Consider the following 18602-nt stretch of genomic DNA (forward strand, 5'->3'; position numbering starts at 1 on the left):
CCTCGACCCAGTACGGCCTCGATGAACGCGCCCGCCGTGAACTGGCTGCCCTGATCGGTGTTCACGATGTCCGGCAGTCCGTAGCGGGCGAACGCTTCTTCCAGTGCCTCGACGGCATGCGTGGCTTCCAGCGTGATGGCAACCCGGTGCGCGAGAATCTTGCGGCTCGCCCAGTCCACCACCGCCGTCAGGTACACGAAGCCGCGCGCCATCGGAATGTACGTCGTGTCGAGGGCGAACACCTGATTGGCACGGTCGATCTTCATGCCCCGCAGCAAGTACGGCCAGATCTTGTGCTGTGCGTTGCGCCGACTCGTGTTCGGCTTGCAGTGCAGCGCCTCGACACCCATGCGCTTCATCAGCGTGCGCACACGCCGGCGGCCGACTTCATGGCCTTCCCGGCGTAATAGGCGCGCCAGCATCCGTGCCCCGGCAAATGGAAACTCCATGTGCAGCTCGTCGATTCGCCGCATCAGCAACTGATCCGCCTCGCTCACTGGCTGCGCCCGGTAATACGCGCTCGATCTCGCGATGCCAACCAGTCGCGTCTGTCGCGAAACCGGCAGCGCATGCGTACGGTTAATCATCGCTTTGCGCTCAGCAGTCCGGCTTTGCCGAGCGCTCCTGACAAAAAATCGTTCTCCAGCGTCAACTGTCCGATCTTCGCGTGCAGCGTTTTCACGTCCACCGGCGGCTCGTTCGACGGTGTACAGGCCGCGCCGAACACATCCGCCGCACGCTCCTGCAGTTGCCGCTTCCACTCCGTGATCTGGTTCGGGTGCACATCGAACTGCTGCGCCAGTTCGGCCAGCGTGCGCTCGCCCTTGACCGCCGCCAGGGCCACTTTCGCTTTGAACGCCGCTGAGTGCGTCCGTCGGGTTCTCTTCGTCATCTTTCCGGTTCCTTTGCCTGCATTATCGCTGGCTCAGGCCCCGGATGTTCCACTTATCCGGCTGTCCGAATTTGCGCGGCCACCTCTATGGTCTACATGAAATTAACAGGATAGGCGCGGTTCATTTCGTTGCAGCCCACGCAAAGAGATATCCCAGCGGGCATCTTCAACACACTCAGCACCTTCATTTCGAAATCCTCCCCACCACGGGTGCGAGTGACAAATTACCGCAAGAAAGACTCTGTTTTTCCACCTAAGTGACCCCAACCACGTATCGCATTAAGGTACTGGATAAACTGGAATCCTTCTTTGATCACGTATTTCAAAGATACTCACACCGCTTCCGCCCCGCTCAACCGACAGCACCCGATCAGGAAAACGACCCTCTGGCCACTTGATTCTTATTTCAACAATATTTCCAACAGCATCATACGAATAGGTCGTTTCCGTATACTCGAGACTTCCTTTTTCAACCTGGAATACACCATAAACCCTGCCATTTACACAATTCAACCGCACGACGCGAGTCACCTGAGAATCAGGATTTCCTCTAAATGTATTTCCAAAAACGTATCGAGTCGCAGCATTCTCCGAGTATTCGTAAAAATCATCAGAGCGCATCCAATCCAGGCTCCCTGGAGTTCCTCCCAGTTTCCCGTATGCAACCGCATGTATTACTCGTCCTTGATCATCGTACGAATAACAATACCGCCGGGGACCAGGTTCCGATTTGTGCTTCAACATGCGCCCCGGCTTTACCCCTAGTACCTCCATACGATAGGGCTCAAGAGAAAACGGCACGCCAACACCTGCTCCCCAATTCTCTGATCTAGTGTTCTCTTTTGCACGCATCAAGAACATTGGATAAGCACCGTCACTCTCATGCAACAGATTGATTAGCTCATCCCTTTCATTCTTAAAATTCATCGAACGACCCTCTCGCCTGCCCCGCCCTCGATTTCATGATTTAAGGGCAACCGAGACGTAACAATCGTCCTTGACATTCCACTTTGTCGCCAACGCAGACCCTCCCACTCCGAAGATCATCAATAAATTCTTCTTGCACACGAATTTCTTGCTCGACAGGGAATTCTATGTCAGCCCGAAGAATTCCGAACGTCTCCAGATAGTCAACTCTATTTATAACCTGCTCCGCACAGTTTGCGAGATCAGACGTCGAATGAGCGCGTGCCCATTTAGAAAGAAAAGACAGCGCAGCCAATAGATCCAATGCTCCTTGGGCAGCTGCATCATCCCTCACATTGATTTCATCCACATCCCATTCGAGAATATTCAAATCCGAGAAATCAGCCCCTGCTTCATCCCCTTCCCAAACGCCATCAAGTCCTTTGACGATTCGAGCATGAATGTCTGACGCCGATAAATCGGAGTAACGAGACAGAAAGTCGAATACTGAACTTTCTCCAACGAGTGCGAAGCAGCACCACGCTGAAAATTTCAGTTGACTTGCTAAATCGAGCGTAGCGAGTTCCCGAGCCAAGTTCTCTTTACGCTCAATGACTGTAGTCATTTGACATCCCTTGTCCGCGCTTGCCATCAACGAGTGAAATCCTACAACTGAACAACTGAACGCTATTGCGTGACAGTCTCATCTTGCCTCTCAAAAATCGGCAACGAGTGGCGTCACAATATAAAATCCCGTCAACGCTCGCCATTGAAAATCAATCCGAATCAGGATATATCTCTCGCAAACCTTCGTCTCGACTAACTTGCGACCACACCGCGCGCCTCCACACAACCCCACCATTTTTAAAGATGGATTTTATTTTATCCTCGAATTTTTCATTGAAATTCTCATCCGACTCGATAAAAACATCAACAACATGATTTTCGTCAGACAAAAAATCACCAAGTCGATCAACTCTATCAACGACCTCGATGGAAAAATCATCGCCATCCCAATCTGCGATATAACGCCCCTTTTTATCCTTCACCGAAAGGCGCGCACCAAATGCATTTTCGATTTTTTTAACCAACCCGAGAAAATCAACATCTTCCAGAAGAACTACGCTCAAGCATCGACCACGCTTGGAAATCATTTAAAACACCCTCCAATTTTCACCTGCCTATCCCCTTGCCTTGCGAGATCATCCAATTCATGGGTCTTGAAAATTCTAAATCCAAAAGGATCCTCCCTCAATCCAGGAAACGCCTTCCTCAAATCGCTATCAATGGATTTTTCTATCTCAGAAAATCCAGGTATCCTCGAAGCATCTCGACGTCTATTCGTGAAGACGGAATTGTTTGCCAAATAATCAGACTGAATAAATCCATCGACGTCGAAATCATTTATATTTATTGGCCTAGAAATCGACGGGTCATGAGCCTTACTAATCCCGCTCGCAGCACTCCCTCTATAGCCAACTGTCGCATTCGGATCAATGGCCTGTATTGCAGGCAAATGATTTTCAAAGATTGAATTTATTTGTTGCTGAATTGCATCCAGTGGGCTTAACCCCAGCGGATCAATCCAACTTATCGGATTCGGTGCGTACTGATACAGGTTCATCCCACCGGCTAGTCCGATGGGATCCTGGGCAATGAACCTCCCGATATCGGGATCGTAGTACCGAAACAGGTTGTAGTGCAGCCCTGTCTCCCGGTCCAGATACTCCCCCTGGAAACGCAGGTTCTGTGGTCTTGGTACATGGACAGACGTCGGCGTCGTTTCCTGCACCTCGCCCCATGACGGTATGGGGCGCTGCGGTGTACGCGCGATCCATTCCTCCTGCACCGCGTTACCCCAAACCTTGTAGCGGGCCTGCCAAACCAGATCTCCACCCGCGTCGGTTAACTCCTCCGGCAGCCCCGACACGTCGTTGTGGAAATAGTAGACCGCATCCCGCGCATCGGCATCGTTAGCCGCCGGCTTGCCCTGATCGATCCGTGCAAGCGGTACGTAGCTGTTGGACTCGTACAAGTACGTCAGCGCTTCCTCGCCCTGACGGTCGTGATACGTCTCCTGCACGAGCCGCATGCCATCCCACAGGAAATCGGTACGCGCGTAGCCGCCATTGAGTTTACGGATCCGGCGGCCAAACGCGTCGTATTCGAAATGCGTCGTCGCGATGCCAAGACGGTCCTTCGTCACGACGGTCTTCAGCTGGCTCCAATCGTCGTATTCGAGAACCTGCTCTTTGGCAGGCCCGTGACCACTCAGCTTGCGAACCAGCCGTCCATACGAGTCGTACTCGAAGCGCTTATCCTCGAACATCTTGAGCCGGTTGTGCTCGACGTAGCCGCCCGGGTGATCGCTCGACACCAGGTTGGCCGCCGCGTCCCAGCGAAACACTTCCGACGGCAGCCCCGGCCCCGTCGCCTGCTCAATGCGACCAGTCGGGTCATATTGATAGCTCGTCGTGCCATGACGCTGATCTCGCTTCTGGATCACGTCGCCCGCTGCATCGAATTGCCACTGCTTCGCAAGCAGATCGTCAGCCGCCCGGCCTCGCTGCGCAGCGTGCCGCGCACGACGGCCAACCGCGTCATATCCGAAATGGCTGGTCAGCTTACCCTGCGTTCGTAGTACCTCCCGATGCAGATCATCGCGTTCTATGTCGGCAACTGCAGTGCCGTCAACGCGGATCTGGTGCACGTGTCCCGAGCCGTAATGCAGCCAATCGATCGTGCGCTCGCCCGAGATTGTGGTGCTGACGCGGTTGCCAAGCTCATCGTACGTATGCGCGAGCCAGCCGGTCGGCGTGTATTCCTCAAGGACATTTCCGCGCGCGTCGTATTTCAGATTGACTCGATTCTTCAGCGACGGGCCACGCGCGGCCAGCGTGTACAACTCGGCAGATGCGATTCGGCTCGCCTTGTCGTACAAGTACTCACAACGCTCATGCGTAGCTTGCTTCGCCGTCAGTCGACCGATCGCGTCGCGCTCGTAGCGCGTCTCGATCTGCCCATCCCGTACGATCGTGCCTTGGCCGCACACGTCGTATTCGTATGTACGCTTGTGGCCATCGAGGCCGATCTGTGCAGAAACCAGATCGCGACGGTCATACTGGAAGCGATACGACTCGCGATTTTCGTTGGTCAAACTCGCGAGCCTGAACGCATCGTCGTAACCAAACCGCACCACACGATCAGCCGCGTCCGTGCGGGACAGCAACAATCCACGCGGATTGAGTTCGTAGCGCGTGCTGCGCTGGTTCGCATCAACGACCTCGACAAGACGTCCGGCCGCATCGTATCGAAACATCTGACGCGCGCCATCGGCCGTCCCGATCCCCGTAACACGCCCCATCGCATCCGCTTCATACACGGTGGACTGGCCCGCCGCATCGGTCACGCATGCGAGCATGCCACGTGCGTCATATGCAAACCGCGTGACCTTTCCAGAACAATCGGTGTACGAGGTCAACTGTGCACGGCCATTCCATTCCAGGAACTTGTAACCCCCACGCGCATCGCGAATCGTATGCACCAACCCACGCTCGTCCCTGTGATACTCCGTCGCAAAGCCCGCCGGATCGCGCGTCATCGTCAGGTTGCCGCGATCGTCGTAGCGGTAGATCCAGCGTGAGTTGGCCGGATCGGTTTCCGCGACAGGCAGATCGTAGTGCCCATTCCACTCTGTGCGCTCAACCTGGCCGAGTGCGTCTATGCGCTGGGTCTGGCGCCCGCGCTCGTCATATTCAAAGCGGGTCGTGTTCCCGGCCGGATCGGTCGTACTGACCAACTGCCGCTTCGCGTTCCACGCTAACCGCCAAACATGGCCTTCAGCATCCGTATGACTCGTCGGCTGCTGATCCTCGTTCCAGGTCCACTGCGTAACGCGACCGATCTGATCGGTGATCGTCACCGTACGCTGCGCAAGGTCCGCGTTGAACGTGTACGCCTCACCGTCGTCGGTCCAGTGGCGCACGACGCGCGCGTCGCGACCGACGCCCTCCCACGCATAGAAACACTGCAAACCGCCGCGCAAGACGTGCTGAACCATCAGTCCGCGCTCGTACGCGAAGCGTCGCCCGGTGTGACCACTGCGATCGGTAACAGCTATCAACTCGCCGGCATCGTTGTACGCGTAACGCACCAGCGTGTCGGGTTGCTCACCGTCCACACCACGAGTCAGCTCAATTTTGGCAATGCGTCGCGGCTGCGATTTATCGTAGGCGAGCGTCAGCATGCGCCCGGCGCTGTCATGCAGCCGGGCCGGCCGCACAACCTCACCGGCCGCTTCTTGCTCCACCTCGATCCAGTTACCGTTGCGATCCTCAAGACGCCACAGCTTGAGCGTCTCGCTGTCCGCATCGCTACGAGCACGGCCGAAATCGCGATACAAACCATCGACCGTCTCAACCACGTAGTGGCCGCCGGCGGTGCAGATCAGGTAAATGCCTTCGGGAACGCTGAAATGGCTCTCACCCGGCGGCACCGCCGGGAACACGATGTCGCGCCCCTGCTCGTCCCAATACGTGATCGACGTGACCTCGCCATGCTCACGCGCAAGCCGCAGCTCGACGCTGATCGGCACGCTCCACCCCGCCCCGAACAGGCTGTCGGCACGATCATCGTGACTGCTGTAAAAACGTCGCCACACGATCGGCAGCGGCCCGGGCAATGCGAAGTCGGTATCGTCCGTGCCATCGAGAATCTTGCCGCCGGTAATGACGTTGACCGGGTGGCCCGCAGACGGCCTCGCCAAACTGCCGAGCCACGTACCGAAGGCACCCGCCGCAAAATTGATCGCGAGGCAAGGCAGCTTGCCTTTCAGAAACTGCCCCCAGCTCATCTTCCCGCGGCCGCAAACCGCGAGCGCAATACCAAGCGCCGCCCCCAGCCATCCGAGCCGGGAAGCCGACTTCACGTCCCGCACCCGCTGCGTGCCGCCGCCGATGAAAACGTTATCGGACCCTTCGGCAATCGTCCCGTCGCAAGTCGTCTTGTCTCCGACACGCGCGGCCGGATGATCGTTGATATAAACGCTCCCCGACCCATCGGCGATCATCTGCGGCCCAGGATGATCCGTGCACGCGACGGTATCGAGATCGCCCGGCTTCGCCGCCCGCGCCGCCGGCTTGTTGTTGACGTAAACGTTCCCCGACCCGCTCGCGATCTTGCCTTTGATCTCGGGCGGCACGATCGAATTGGCCAGTGCCTTCGCGCCGTCGTCGATGGCCTCGTTCATCCCGCTCGCTTCCATCAGCGCGCCCGAGCCGACCGCCACCCCCACGCCGATCGCAATCACGAGCGGCGTCGCCAACCCTGCCGTGCCGATCTCGAGCGCAGCGAGGCCGGCGAACACCAGCCCCTCCATCGCCTCCGCCACCAATGCACCGACGATGGCACCGCCGACCACCGACCCGACCGTGCCGACAAGCTCACCCAGAAACGACGTGTGCTGGATCGAATCTTCGAAGCGCGCGGCCGCGAAGTTTTCCGCGCTCACGACGCGTCACCCGGTCCGAGCAGGGTCGGTCGAGCCGCGCGCGGCTGGAAGCTGGCGAGCATACGATCGGCGATCGCCTGCTGCTCTTCGGTCAGCGGTGCCGCGCTGGTCAGCGTCATCACCAGCACGCGGCCGGCGTCGTCCGACTGGAACATGGTCTGCACCTGATGCCAGAGCCGGCCATCCCGCTCGTGCGTGGAATCGATCTGGATGCCCGAACGGCCCGCCACCGTCACCGGCCGGCGCGCCTTCTCGGTGAGCATCCTGGCATCGCGCGACGCCACTTCCCATTCGCGCGCGACGAACGCATCGATATCTTCCCCGTCGCGCAGCCGCCCACGGGCGATCACGAGGTTGAGGCCGCCGGGGCCGGCGTTCATCACGAGGATGTTGACGGTGCGGTCGAGCGCCGCGTCCGGCAGTTCGAAGGTGCCTTCGTGGATTGCGTAGTGCATGGCTGGTTTTGTTCGTGTTATTTGTTGAGATCGATGCGCTGGCCGTTGACCATCACGCCGTCGTCGGTCATCAGGATCACGGAGCCCTTGTGTTCGAGGCGGATGCCTTCGGGCGCGAGCGAGATCGAGCTGTCCTGCACCTTCAGCAGGATGCCGCGCTCGGCCACGTAGACCTGCGTGCCGCCGCCGCCATCCTTGGCAGGCGTCGTCACTTCGACCGTGGTCGCGGTGGTACTGCGCTTCTCGGCGATCGTCTCGGTCAGGTTGCCCTGCGGAATCTGCTTTTCTTCGCTACCTGTGGCCACCAGGACGGTACGCATCGGCCCCAGCACCTTGTGCGTCTCGGTGTTCTCGACCACGGTGTTCATGTCCTTCTGGGCGTGCATGAAGAATTCCTGCATGCCGTTCGTGTCGGTCATGCGAATCTCGTTCGAGCCCTGCCCCTTGTGCGTCTGGCTCTTGATCCCCATCGTCTGACCGGCCGCACCGTGGTACGGGTTGCCTTGCTCGCCGTTGAACACGCGGCCGACGATCACGGGGTTATCCGGATCGCCCTGATTGAACGCTACGAGCACTTCCTGCTTGATCCGCGGAATCGCTGCCGCGCCCCAGCCGTCGCCCGCCCACGGTTGCGATACGCGCACCCACATCGAGTCGGATCCGTCCTTCTTGCCGCGCCGGTCCCACGGGAAGTTCACCTTCACGGCGCTCCCGTTGGTGTAGATTTCCTCGCCCTTCGGACCGACGACAATCGCCGACTGCGTGCCATGAATCACCGGTTTCGGCGTGCCGCGCGGCGCACGGTACGGAATCTTCTTCGGCAGCAGCGCGAAGCTGTTGCGGTACGGCAGTTTTGCGCTGTGCTGCGTGTAATCGTTTACCGCCTCGTGACGCACGTGCAGGATCACGTATTCCTGGTTGTTCTCGAGGACCGGGTGATTCGCCACGTTGACGGCGCCGGCAGTGGTCATGCGCCACGCGTAGCCGCCGCCGGTATAGCGATGGGCCTGCGCCTCCTCGGCCTCCATCGCAAAACGGGCGTAGCGGTTGCCGTCGTCGCCGTGGTCGTACAGCGACTGGTGCTCGAACCGCTCGGTCGAGTCGAGCCGCGCGTGCTTGAGGTTCTGCGGGCCGGCTTCCACCAGCATCAGCGGCGACGACGGATTCTGATGATTGAAGTCGCGGAACGTGACCTTGCCGACGCCAAAGCGCCGGCCTTCGTGCAACTGGTCGATGCCGCTGTCCTCACTCGCCTCGGTGGCGGCGAACGGCACAGTTGCCAGGCCGTCGATCGGGCGAAACAGCAGATTCGTGTCGCCGATCACCAGCATGTGCTTGTCCTTCTCGTAGCGGTGCGTCCAGACCAGCCCTTCCTGCTCCATCAACCGCGCGCAGAAGTTGTAGTAGGACTCCTGGTACATCACCACGTATTCGAGCGGTTTCTGGCTCGTCCGGATGTCGAACACGAAATCCGAAAATCCATGCTCCTGGAAAATCTCGGTGAGGATGTCCTGCGCGGTCTTGTTCTGGAAGATCCGGCAGTCGGTCGAGCGCGTCAGGAACCAGAACCACGGCACCGCCGTCAGGTGGTACTGCGTGACATTCCCGGGATTGCCGGCGCGGTCGAACGACGCGACGTAGCCGTCGAAGTAACGGTCGTTCTCGCCGGTACCCGATGCAACGACGCGTTCGAGCGTCGACAGGCGCGCCTGCTGATCGAACCGGATCTTGACCTGCTGGCCGATCAGGTCGTCGGGGCGCAGGTCGTGGCGATGCGACAGCAGGTCGAGGTGGATTTCCGGCAACCGGTTCACGTACTCGTCGACGACGGCGGCGCTGACCAGCAGCACATCCGGGCCGAGCGGCGTATCGAGCGTGACGTAACGATTGAACTGGGTCAGGCGCGCGGGGTTGGCGGCGCCGTTGATCGCTTCGGCAACCGCGCCGGGCGTCTTGTCCATCAGCGAGAAGCCGGTCTGTGCGAGCTGCATCGCACGCTGGACGGTGTCGACGTGCCCGGCCAGGCCCGCGAGCGGCCCGAGGCTCCCGGCAACACTCGAGGCGATCGGCCCTGCCAGGCCGCCGAGCGCGCTCAAGGAGCCGAGCGCGCTGCCGCCCAAACCATTGGGAATACCCCCGTTCGGAGCGAAACTCATTCTTGTTCCTTGCGTGTGATCTCAGGTTCCGTGGGCCGGCTGGCCGGCCCGAGGCCCCGATAATGTAGGACAAATTCCGACAACGCGGAAGGCACCCGCAAACGTTTTCGTTCGAGCCCCGAAAATCGAAAACCTAGACCAGCGGCTGGACGCCGGCGCACGGTTGCCCACGGCGAAGCAGCGTGCCGGTATGCGCCGAGAACAACACAATCTGCACGAAACTGGTGACAGGAACGTGGGGGGCGAAGAACCGATCCATCACGTGTGCGAATCCGCCAAGACAAAGCACTTACAGCGTGATTTGCGGGGGCCGCTAACCCGCCGCTAGCTCTGTACCACTTCGTTGTTGCACTGACGAGGAGGCCGCGGCAAAACGGAGACTTGACGACGAACTGCGGTCACTGATCCAACCGTTTCTGCCACCGCCGAAACCCACAGGACGCGATACCCGGGACGCAAGCCTCCCGAGGATCGTGCGGTGCTGACCGGCATCCTGTTCGTGTAGCTGTCCGGCATCCTCTGGGAAATGCTTCCGCAAGAAATGGGCTGTGGCTCGGGCTTGAACTGCTGGCGCAGACTGCATGACTGGCGGATTTGTTGACCGGCTCGACAATCGGGCCTGGGATAAGCCCTAGCTATTAAGCTGTAGAATCGCTTTTGAGAGAGCCTGCGCCGTCTCGGCAACAGGTGCACAAAAGTAATAAAAAGGATCGGGATGAGTGTGCAAGACATCGTGAAGGCGATTCAAGGCGGGTTGATCCAGCAGGATCGCCTACTGAAACTCGATACCCCGCTCGGGGACAACGAATTGTTGCCGCAGCGCGCCGTGGGTCATTCCCGGATTGGTCGGCATTTCGACTTCACACTCGATGTCGTGTCGACACGCAGCGACCTCAAGCTAAAAAAGCTGATCGGTCAGCCCATTACCCTGTGGATCCAACAGACCAACCGCTCCTACCTTCCCCGGAACGGATATGTCTATGCTGTGCGGCAGCTCGGATCGGAGGGTGGGCTGACCAGTTATCAAATCAGTTTCGCTTCGTGGATGCATTTCCTGAAATTTCGCCGGGATCAGCGTATCTGGCAGGACAAGCCTGTCGATGAAATTCTCCGAGATGTATTCAATACTCATTCGCACGCAAAAGGTCGATTCAATTTTGCGCTATCGAAGCCACTGCCGCCTAGATCGTATTGCACCCAGTATGACGACGACTGGAACTTCGTCCATCGGTTAATGGAGGAGGAAGGCCTGTTCGCCATCTGGAAGCAGGCAGAGGACGGGAAGTCCCATACCCTGACCATTATCGACCGACTGGATACGTGTGAACCGCTTGCAGCGCAATCAGTGCAGTTTTCCCGCGACGGGACGAACAGTGAGGTCGACGCGCTGCTTCACTGGTCCGGCTTGCGAACCCTCCATAGCGCCGCGCTGACCACGCGCACGTTCGACTACAAGAATCCGTCACCGCTTGCCAATCCGAAGGGCACCAGCATCCCGACGGTATCGCACGAATTGCCGGCACAGTTGGAGATGTACGAATACACCGGTCCATATACATATCTGGAACAAGAGCGCGGCGACCATCTCTCCAAAGTCCATATGGAAGAGTGGGAGTCTCGTGCAAAGCGGTTTTACGGTACGGGGGGGCTACGCGCTGCTGATGCGGGACGGTCGTTTACGCTCATCGGACACCCAGAGCACGATCGCGACTCCGCCGATCGCAACCAGTTCGCCATTGTCGAAGTGGTTTGGCTGATCGAGAACAATCTCCCCGCTTCAGACCATCACACAAACCTTCCGGGTAGTTTGCGAAGCCAATTGGCCGAAGCGTCGGCGAATCAGGACGGAGGTCACCCATCCCGCGTGCCCCATCACGATGGCTCCGAGGGCTTCTTTCTGATCGAAATAGAGGCGCAACGCAAATCCGTGCCCTACCGTAGTCCGTTCGAGCATCACAAGCCGATCATGCAAATGCAAACGGCGACGGTGGTCGGCCCAAAAGAGCAAAGTATTTATACCGACGAGTTGGGCCGGATCAAGGTGCAATTTCACTGGGATCGTATCGGGCAACGCGACACGCGTAGCTCGTGCTGGGTGCGCGTGAGTCAGCCATGGGCCAGTCAGGGATTCGGAATGATCCACGTCCCACGAATTGGCGATGAGGTCGTCGTGTCGTTCTTGCACGGATGTCCGGATCGCCCCCTCGTCACAGGCCGAGTGCCGAACGGCATCAACTTTGTGCAATGGAAGTTGCCCGATAATCAAGCGCTTTCAGGACTACGTTCGCGCGATCTGGCCAGCACGATGGCAAACCAGATCGTGGCCGACGACACGCCGGGCAAGCTTCAGGTACAGGTTGCAAGCGATCATCAACAATCTCGGCTTGTAGTCGGCTACAACACCCGCATCGACGGCAATGCGGGACGTGGGGAGGCACGCGGAATCGGCTGGGAGTTGGCAACCGATTCGTGGGGCGTGCTGCGCGCGAACCAGGGAATGTTGGTGACAACCGAGACACGCTCGGGTGCGACCGCTGCAGTAAAAGACATGGGCGAGACTGTGCAGCGTTTGGTGCAGGCGCGGGATTTGCATGACACGCTTGCCAATGCGGCCATCCAGGCGCAAGCGCAGGACGGACAAGATCAACCCGAGGTCGTCAAGGCACTCAGGAAGCAGAGTGATGAAATCAGAGGCTCAGGCGGAGGGCAAGGGGCAGAAGCGTTTCCAGAACTGGCCAAGCCCCATCTGGTTTTCGCATCTCCGACCGGGATCGAAGCGACGACGGCTGGCACCACCCATCTCGCGAGCGGAGAACATATGGCGCTCACGAGTGGCGCACACCTCAGCATGAGCAGTGGCAGCAGCCTGTTAGCTACTGCCCGAAACGCAATCCGACTGTTTGCGTACAAGCTCGGCATCCGGATGGTGTCCTACGCCGGAGATATCGACATCAAGGCTCTGCAGAAAAACCTCAATCTGCTTGCAAAGCTCGAAATTACACAGACGGCGAACCGAATCACGATCAAGGCGGCCGATGAAGTGATACTGCACGGTGGCGATAGTTATATCAGCCTGAAGACCGGCAAGATTACGGTGGGCGGCGGTGTTTATGAGGTCAACGCACAGGTAAGCAATATGCCGTCCAAGCCGATGGGGGTTGCGCCGGACGGTACACCTACCGTCGAGGCGAACGACCAGACCTTCCGAATGCTGACACCGTCTGGACGATCGTTGCCAGGCGTCGCCTACCGAATGACGTCCGACTCAGGGGAGCATGTTTTCCAGACCAATCATCTTGGTCGTTCGGCGACCTTGAATACCAAACAGGAAGAGAATGTGAAATTTGGTATTCATTGGGACGAACTCTTCACGGACGAGGATAAGTAAAGGTAGAAAAAATGGCCAATCTTGCAGAAGACACTACCAACCCGAAAAGCAATACGTGTATCGATGCGAATTGCGATTGTAAAATTATCTGGTCGCTCGCCCATCAATATGCGATGGCCCAACTGGATACCCGCACTCCCATCCTAAAAGACGGAACACCCGACTATCGATTCAGTTCACACACCGTCTCCGAAACCAAGATCGAACCGGGCGATGCGTCGTTTGTCGGGAAGCACTATGGGGCAAGAGCCCGTCGAGTAGCGTCAAGCTACGCGCGCATGTTCCTCGAGGAGTTTCATCTCGGAGAAAAAGACAAGCTTGGTCGGTTTTATTGGACGGGATTGGGCGCGTTCGCGGCCAAACAGGTTTCAGCCAATTTGGAAAGCTGGCAGGTAGACAAGACGCCCTTCATGGGCACCGTCCATGAAGGATTGGGCAAAGGCAATCTGTGGATTTATAACGACCTGCTCCCCTGGTGCTACGGCTATGCGGCAGACCCGGCGGCGTTCCAGGAGTGTGCCAAACAGCGCGATAGTCGGCAATTCCATCCCACCGTACAGAAAAACCTGATGCGGCAGCAATGGGCAGGTGACGTGGTGCCAAAGTGCCCGGTAATAAATGAAGCCAGCGCTTCGATGGACGACGCCGGGTCTGGTAAATTCGTCGGCTCCGGGTCCGAGAGTCCAGGTTATTTTCAATGGACTCCACGGGTGTCCATTGGATTCAGCCTGGTTAAGCAATGGGAAGCAACAGCCGACAACACATTTAAGAATAATTTTGCCTTCAATCATCTTTGGGTAATGGCACAGCATGAGCAAGGCGAGGTGTTGCAAGGGTTAATCTATAATGACAAAGCCTTCATCAGCAAGCTGAAATTTCAGCGAACCATGGATCAAGCGACCAGCTCGGACAAATGGTGGGCCGCGCCAGCGCGTGCATTTCACGCTCTGATTCCGCCTTTGCAACTGAGCTTTACCGCACAGAATGAGACGTCTGACATGCAATATCGCTCCAATGCCCCCAAAGACTTAATCCTAGAAGATTATAAACAACGAATGGCATGGATCAAGGACACCGGGAAATTGTTCCATTTTCTCATGCAAAAACAACGAAAATACATGCCAAGCGAATTAAAATCAATTGCCGCAATGGGTGGCTTAACATGACCAACCTTTAAATCGAGAAAATATATCCATGCCGCTCACACGGAAATCGATTAAAATATTGCAGTGGATTTTATCGGCATTTATACTATTCGCTGCGATTCTGGTATGGACGACCACTCAAGAAAAAAAGGATGGCGCAATGACACCGCAAGTTGTCATGATAAAGTTCGGAGCTGATGGGAGGCAAGACGCCAAAAATCAGGGATTTTCCACGATGAATCACCCGTCCGGCGTATATCGCTACCAAATTCACTGGGATGACCCAGCGAAACTCGGAATAGTAAAGTACATTCAGGGGCCATATTCGTTTGATGTCGATAATGTCATGATTGCGACTGGGTTGGGTGACAAAGACAGCCCCGAGGATGGAGTTGACAATTGGGATATTAATTTCAATATTTCTTCATCAAAAACAACCTCGCATGAAGAGGGACGCGATAAAGTCATGTCCCTGCTTGGCAGGTTACGGTCCGCCGGATGGAAAAGATATGTATATGCGGCATCTCCCCGGCTTGCTGGAAGAGAGGCCCTGAAGTATGTCTCATCAGAATCCGGAGCTCTTTATTCGTTGGATTCCACATACACGCCGACGATAGATGAGTGGAAGAACTTGATTACCGTTGAGCCGAGATGGATTTTTTACGCCGACGGGGTATTTCTGACTTTATCGCTATCCTATCAATCATCGGGTTCGCCCGACATGGGGTACTATTTGACTGACATCCAGGTCAGCACTGCATCTGATCACTACACCCCATATTTTACGGATAGTGTTGAGCGTCGGAAAAAATGGGAAAAACTCATTTCTGACGAGTTGAAACCGGCAAGGGAAGAGCGATCGAAGAAAGAGGCCGAACTGAAGGCTCTGGGATACACGATCGACGCGACGTATCAACCCCCGCCGTTCGAAGCCCCCGACTTCTCGGCCAAAGCAGATAACGCCCATTGATCTGGAGGGGGCAATCGATGCAACGAGCAAGCTTGCACGGGCGTGCACAGATCGTAGTTGGCGACGCAACGAGCCACGGTGGCAAAGTGATTTCAGGTAGTCCGTCCTCCACCTGGAGCTCCGCCAAGGTTCCCATTGCCCGCAAGGGCGATCAGGTGACTTGTCCGCTTTGCGCGCCACATCTCTTTGAAATTGCCGAGGGGCTGGACGGGTACGAGGATTTCGGACAACCGATGGCCTTGGAGGGGCATAAAACGACCTGTGGCGCCGTTCTCATTGCGCAACCTGCTCCGAACGATTAGCCGCGTTCATTTTCGGCTTGCTCGCTCGTGAGCCACTGTTTTTTACTGCGGGTGGCTCACGATTCGGGCTGTTTTCTCGGGGAAGTGGTCCGACTACCTCCGCGAAATAAATAGAACCGCCCCCTCACCTCGGCGAAACCACAATCGCCGCCCGCCGATTCTGCGCCCGCCCGGCCGGCGTCCGGTTATCCCCCACCGGATCGCGTTTCCCTTTCCCGACGATCGCAATGCGCTTCGCATCGAGCCCGACATCGACCAGCTCGATCGCCACGACCTCGGCCCGCCGCCTCGACAACTCGAAGTCGTATTCATCCGCGCCCTCCTCGTCCGAGTACCCATAAACCCGCACGCCGTTGATTCCCGCCGACCTGAGCGTGCGCCCGATCCTTTCGACGATCCGCCGCACATCCGGCCTGAGGTTATAGCGGTCGAAATCGAACAGGATCGGCCCGGCCGAGCCGAACTCGAAACCCTGTTCGGTCTCCTGAAAACCTGCCGACTTCAGCGTCGTGACCTGCGTCTGCGTCAGCCCACGATGAAGCGGCGGCGTCTTGCAGCCCCCCAGCAGCAAACACAGCAGCAGCGCGCTCGCGACGCACATCCGCCCCATGCTCACAGGAAATGAGTTGTCCATTTCACGTCCCCTTCGAGTGCGCCCGCGTTGGGCGCGCCTTTTGTAATCCGCTGCTGCGGCCTCGCCCGCAGCGCGAAGCGATCAATCAAACCGGCCCTGCGACTCCTTCGGCCAACTGCCACGACCCCGGCCGCGCACGCTTGGCCCGGTACATCGCTGCATCCGCGGCGCGCAACAGGCCGCTCGCGTCCGACGCGTGGTCGGGATACAGCGCAATGCCCGCACTCATCATGGTGGCCACCATGCGGCCGTCGGACAGCTCGATCGACGGCGCCATGCCGGACAATATCTCGTCGGCGACGCGACAGACGCTGCCCGCATCGCGCACCGCCCCCAGCATCACCGCAAATTCGTCGCCGCCCAGGCGGGCGACCAGATCGGCCTCGCGCACCTGCGAGCGCAGCCGCGCCGCGATGCCGATCAGCACCGCGTCGCCAGCGTCGTGGCCGAGGCAATCGTTGATCTCCTTGAAGCGGTCGCAGTCGAGATACAGGATGCCGACCCGCTGCCCCGTCATCGCGGCGTCGCAGAGCGCAAGCGTGAGGCGCGACTCGAACTGCACGCGGTTGGGCAGGCCCGTCAGCGCATCGTGCGTCGCCTTGTGTTCGAGCGACGCGTTTTCGTCGCGCAGCGTGTTCTGCCAGTCTTCGAATTCGTCGAGCAACGCATTGAAGTCGTCGCCGAGCTCGTTCAACTCGGCGATCGCGGCGGGCTCGACCCGCTGCGCGAACGCACGCTCGCGCCGCACGGCGTGCGCAACGCCGGCCAGCGCGCGCAGCGGCGAAACGATGTTGCGCAGCAGACGCTTCGAGCTGACATATGCGCCGAACACGCTGACCGCCAGGCAACCGAGAATGCCGCCGACGCCGCCGAGCAGGAAGCCGAAGAACTGGTGCCCGCGGCCGCGCACGACGACGTGGCCGACGATGATGCCGTCGTGCATCACCGGAACCGTCACGGGCCCGGGCAGCGCAAGGTCGGCGACGGCGCGCTCGAGCCGGGCGACCCCGTTTCCGGCGGGCAACTGCCACGTCGCGAACGGCTGGCCCTTGCTGTCCGTGACCACCACCTGCGCGACGTCCTCATCGCCGGCGATCATCCCGATCGCCTCGCTCGCCGCGACGCGGTCGCCGAACACGAGCGCCGCCTCGACCGTATAACCGAGCGAGCGGGCCAGCAGGTTCAGGTTGTTGCCGGCATACGCACGCAACGCGATCACGGCGACGACGATCAACGACACGGCGGCCATCGCGACGGCAACGAACGCGAGGCGCAGGTGCGCGCGGCGCAATACGCTTTGCAGCGTCGGGCGCGACGCGCGCGAAGGGGAAAAGTGAGGCGCGAGCCGTGTCATGGCGCCCCCGGCCGTCGCGCGAGATTGAGCACGTTCGGGTGCACGCGCACACCGCTGCGCGCCACGGCGTCGAGATTGATGTCGAATGAGATGCGCTCGCCGTCGATGTTCAGGCAGAACATGCTGCCTGCGGTACAGGACGGATCGTGTTCCGCGATCGTCAGGACCGGATGGCCGGCCACCGCGGTTCTCACCCGCGTTCGCTCGTCGTCGCTCAGGGTGCCGAGATAAACGACATCGCAGGCCATGCCGAGCGACGGATCGTCGAAGCGGACGCGCTGCACATCGAGCAGCGTCGAGCCGGCCTGCAGCGTGTCGGTCAGTCCGCGCGCGTAGTCGGGCCGGCCCGTCACGCACAGATGCAGGCGCACGGGTGTCGTCGGCCAGCGCGTGAAGCTGATGATGCCGAGCACGACCTGACGCACGGCGGAGTCGTGTGACGAAATGGCGGGATCGGCAGGGCTTGCGGTGGCGACGATGCGCACGGTGTCGGGCGGATCGTCCGCGTCGAGAGGAGCCCCGGCGAGCATGGCGGGCACCGCGCCCAGCACGCAAACGATTGCGATCAGCGCGTCGCGCAGCGAAGCGGCCCGGCCGGGCGGGACGGGTGTCGTCCGCGCGGCGATTGCCGCCGCGCCCGTTGGCGTCGTTGCAGTCGCAAGACCGGCAGCCGCCGCGCACACTCTCGCATCCATGATGGAAACATCCGCTGGCGTTGCCCCCCGGCGTTGCCCTCTGCCTTCAACCATGCGCGCGCATGACACCGTATCACGCGCATGATTCCTTCATCTTAGGTACAAAGCCGCGCGATCAACCAGTGGGAAACACCCGCGAGAAATGTCGGAAAGTATGCGGAATCGGCGCTGTGGGCGACGATGCTGGCGAACGTGA

13 protein-coding genes and 2 pseudogenes are annotated in these 18602 nt (G+C 58.9%); 5 read left to right on the forward strand and 10 right to left on the reverse strand.

All coding sequences use genetic code 11. The features are described from left to right. The 7 genes and pseudogenes from GD429_RS16855 to GD429_RS16890 all read right to left on the reverse strand — a co-directional run. Window positions 1–892 (reverse strand): annotated as a pseudogene (locus GD429_RS16855) (IS3 family transposase); the annotation flags it as partial. A gap of 279 nt (window positions 893–1171) precedes the next feature. Then, the gene (locus GD429_RS16865; protein WP_152858084.1) at window positions 1172–1819 is read right to left on the reverse strand and encodes a hypothetical protein; all 648 of its coding nucleotides are present in this window, start codon (window positions 1817–1819) and stop codon (window positions 1172–1174) included. A 40-nt stretch (window positions 1820–1859) separates the two neighbouring features. Next, on the reverse strand, window positions 1860–2423 hold the full coding sequence (locus GD429_RS16870; protein ID WP_152858086.1) for a hypothetical protein: 564 nt from the start codon (window positions 2421–2423) through the stop codon (window positions 1860–1862). A gap of 151 nt (window positions 2424–2574) precedes the next feature. Further along, window positions 2575–2952, reverse strand: coding sequence for a hypothetical protein (locus GD429_RS16875; protein WP_152858088.1), 378 nt, complete (start codon window positions 2950–2952; stop codon window positions 2575–2577). Then, entirely contained in the window at window positions 2949–7307 is a 4359-nt protein-coding gene (locus tag GD429_RS16880; protein ID WP_321574664.1) for an RHS repeat-associated core domain-containing protein, read from the reverse strand. Before GD429_RS16880 ends, GD429_RS16875 begins: the two co-directional genes overlap by 4 nt. After that, window positions 7304–7762: a DcrB-related protein gene (locus tag GD429_RS16885; protein ID WP_152858090.1), complete on the reverse strand. Its 459-nt coding sequence runs from the start codon at window positions 7760–7762 to the stop codon at window positions 7304–7306. Before GD429_RS16885 ends, GD429_RS16880 begins: the two co-directional genes overlap by 4 nt. A 17-nt stretch (window positions 7763–7779) precedes the next feature. Beyond that, window positions 7780–9918 carry a type VI secretion system Vgr family protein gene (locus GD429_RS16890; protein WP_152858092.1) on the reverse strand — a complete coding sequence of 713 codons (2139 nt, stop codon included), beginning with the start codon at window positions 9916–9918 and terminating at the stop codon, window positions 7780–7782. 416 nt (window positions 9919–10334) lie between these two features. Between GD429_RS16890 and GD429_RS41105 the strand changes: the two are divergent. The 5 genes and pseudogenes from GD429_RS41105 to GD429_RS16915 form a co-directional block, all read left to right on the forward strand. Next, window positions 10335–10510, forward strand: a pseudogene (locus GD429_RS41105) (transposase); the annotation flags it as partial. Window positions 10511–10633: 123 nt separating this feature from the next. Then, window positions 10634–13306, forward strand: a complete 2673-nt coding sequence (locus GD429_RS16900; RefSeq protein WP_152858095.1) for a type VI secretion system Vgr family protein — start codon at window positions 10634–10636, stop codon at window positions 13304–13306. 11 nt (window positions 13307–13317) lie between these two features. After that, window positions 13318–14472, forward strand: a complete 1155-nt coding sequence (locus tag GD429_RS16905; RefSeq protein ID WP_152858097.1) for a DUF2515 family protein — start codon at window positions 13318–13320, stop codon at window positions 14470–14472. A gap of 28 nt (window positions 14473–14500) precedes the next feature. Next, window positions 14501–15421, forward strand: a complete 921-nt coding sequence (locus tag GD429_RS16910) for a hypothetical protein (RefSeq protein WP_152858100.1) — start codon at window positions 14501–14503, stop codon at window positions 15419–15421. Window positions 15422–15438: 17 nt separating this feature from the next. Next, window positions 15439–15723, forward strand: a complete 285-nt coding sequence (locus GD429_RS16915) for a PAAR domain-containing protein (RefSeq protein WP_152858102.1) — start codon at window positions 15439–15441, stop codon at window positions 15721–15723. Between the two features lie 124 nt (window positions 15724–15847). Here the strand turns inward: GD429_RS16915 and GD429_RS16920 are convergent, their stop codons facing one another. The 3 genes from GD429_RS16920 to GD429_RS16930 all read right to left on the reverse strand — a co-directional run bounded on the left by GD429_RS16920 (window position 15848) and on the right by GD429_RS16930 (window position 18406). After that, window positions 15848–16357: an OmpA family protein gene (locus tag GD429_RS16920; RefSeq protein ID WP_152858104.1), complete on the reverse strand. Its 510-nt coding sequence runs from the start codon at window positions 16355–16357 to the stop codon at window positions 15848–15850. An 85-nt stretch (window positions 16358–16442) separates the two neighbouring features. Then, window positions 16443–17711 (reverse strand): diguanylate cyclase domain-containing protein, encoded by a 1269-nt coding sequence (locus GD429_RS16925; protein ID WP_152858106.1) that lies wholly within the window; start codon window positions 17709–17711, stop codon window positions 16443–16445. After that, window positions 17708–18406 carry a YfiR family protein gene (locus tag GD429_RS16930; protein ID WP_152858308.1) on the reverse strand — a complete coding sequence of 233 codons (699 nt, stop codon included), beginning with the start codon at window positions 18404–18406 and terminating at the stop codon, window positions 17708–17710. Before GD429_RS16930 ends, GD429_RS16925 begins: the two co-directional genes overlap by 4 nt. Window positions 18407–18602: the final 196 nt, after the last annotated feature.

The sequence above is a fragment of the Burkholderia sp. BE17 genome (assembly GCF_009362305.1).
Lineage (GTDB): Bacteria > Pseudomonadota > Gammaproteobacteria > Burkholderiales > Burkholderiaceae > Burkholderia > Burkholderia pyrrocinia_C.

What these genes read in the sequence shown, in the direction of transcription:
- GD429_RS16900 (WP_152858095.1), top strand. Translation starts at nt 10,634, where the DNA reads ATGAGTGTGCAAGACATCGTGAAGGCGATTCAAGGCGGGTTGATCCAG.
- GD429_RS16915 (WP_152858102.1), top strand. Translation starts at nt 15,439, where the DNA reads ATGCAACGAGCAAGCTTGCACGGGCGTGCACAGATCGTAGTTGGCGAC.
- GD429_RS16930 (WP_152858308.1), bottom strand. Translation starts at nt 18,406, where the DNA reads ATGGATGCGAGAGTGTGCGCGGCGGCTGCCGGTCTTGCGACTGCAACG.
- GD429_RS16870 (WP_152858086.1), bottom strand. Translation starts at nt 2,423, where the DNA reads ATGACTACAGTCATTGAGCGTAAAGAGAACTTGGCTCGGGAACTCGCT.
- GD429_RS16910 (WP_152858100.1), top strand. Translation starts at nt 14,501, where the DNA reads ATGCCGCTCACACGGAAATCGATTAAAATATTGCAGTGGATTTTATCG.
- GD429_RS16885 (WP_152858090.1), bottom strand. Translation starts at nt 7,762, where the DNA reads ATGCACTACGCAATCCACGAAGGCACCTTCGAACTGCCGGACGCGGCG.
- GD429_RS16875 (WP_152858088.1), bottom strand. Translation starts at nt 2,952, where the DNA reads ATGATTTCCAAGCGTGGTCGATGCTTGAGCGTAGTTCTTCTGGAAGAT.
- GD429_RS16890 (WP_152858092.1), bottom strand. Translation starts at nt 9,918, where the DNA reads ATGAGTTTCGCTCCGAACGGGGGTATTCCCAATGGTTTGGGCGGCAGC.
- GD429_RS16920 (WP_152858104.1), bottom strand. Translation starts at nt 16,357, where the DNA reads ATGGACAACTCATTTCCTGTGAGCATGGGGCGGATGTGCGTCGCGAGC.
- GD429_RS16905 (WP_152858097.1), top strand. Translation starts at nt 13,318, where the DNA reads ATGGCCAATCTTGCAGAAGACACTACCAACCCGAAAAGCAATACGTGT.
- GD429_RS16925 (WP_152858106.1), bottom strand. Translation starts at nt 17,711, where the DNA reads ATGACACGGCTCGCGCCTCACTTTTCCCCTTCGCGCGCGTCGCGCCCG.
- GD429_RS16865 (WP_152858084.1), bottom strand. Translation starts at nt 1,819, where the DNA reads ATGAATTTTAAGAATGAAAGGGATGAGCTAATCAATCTGTTGCATGAG.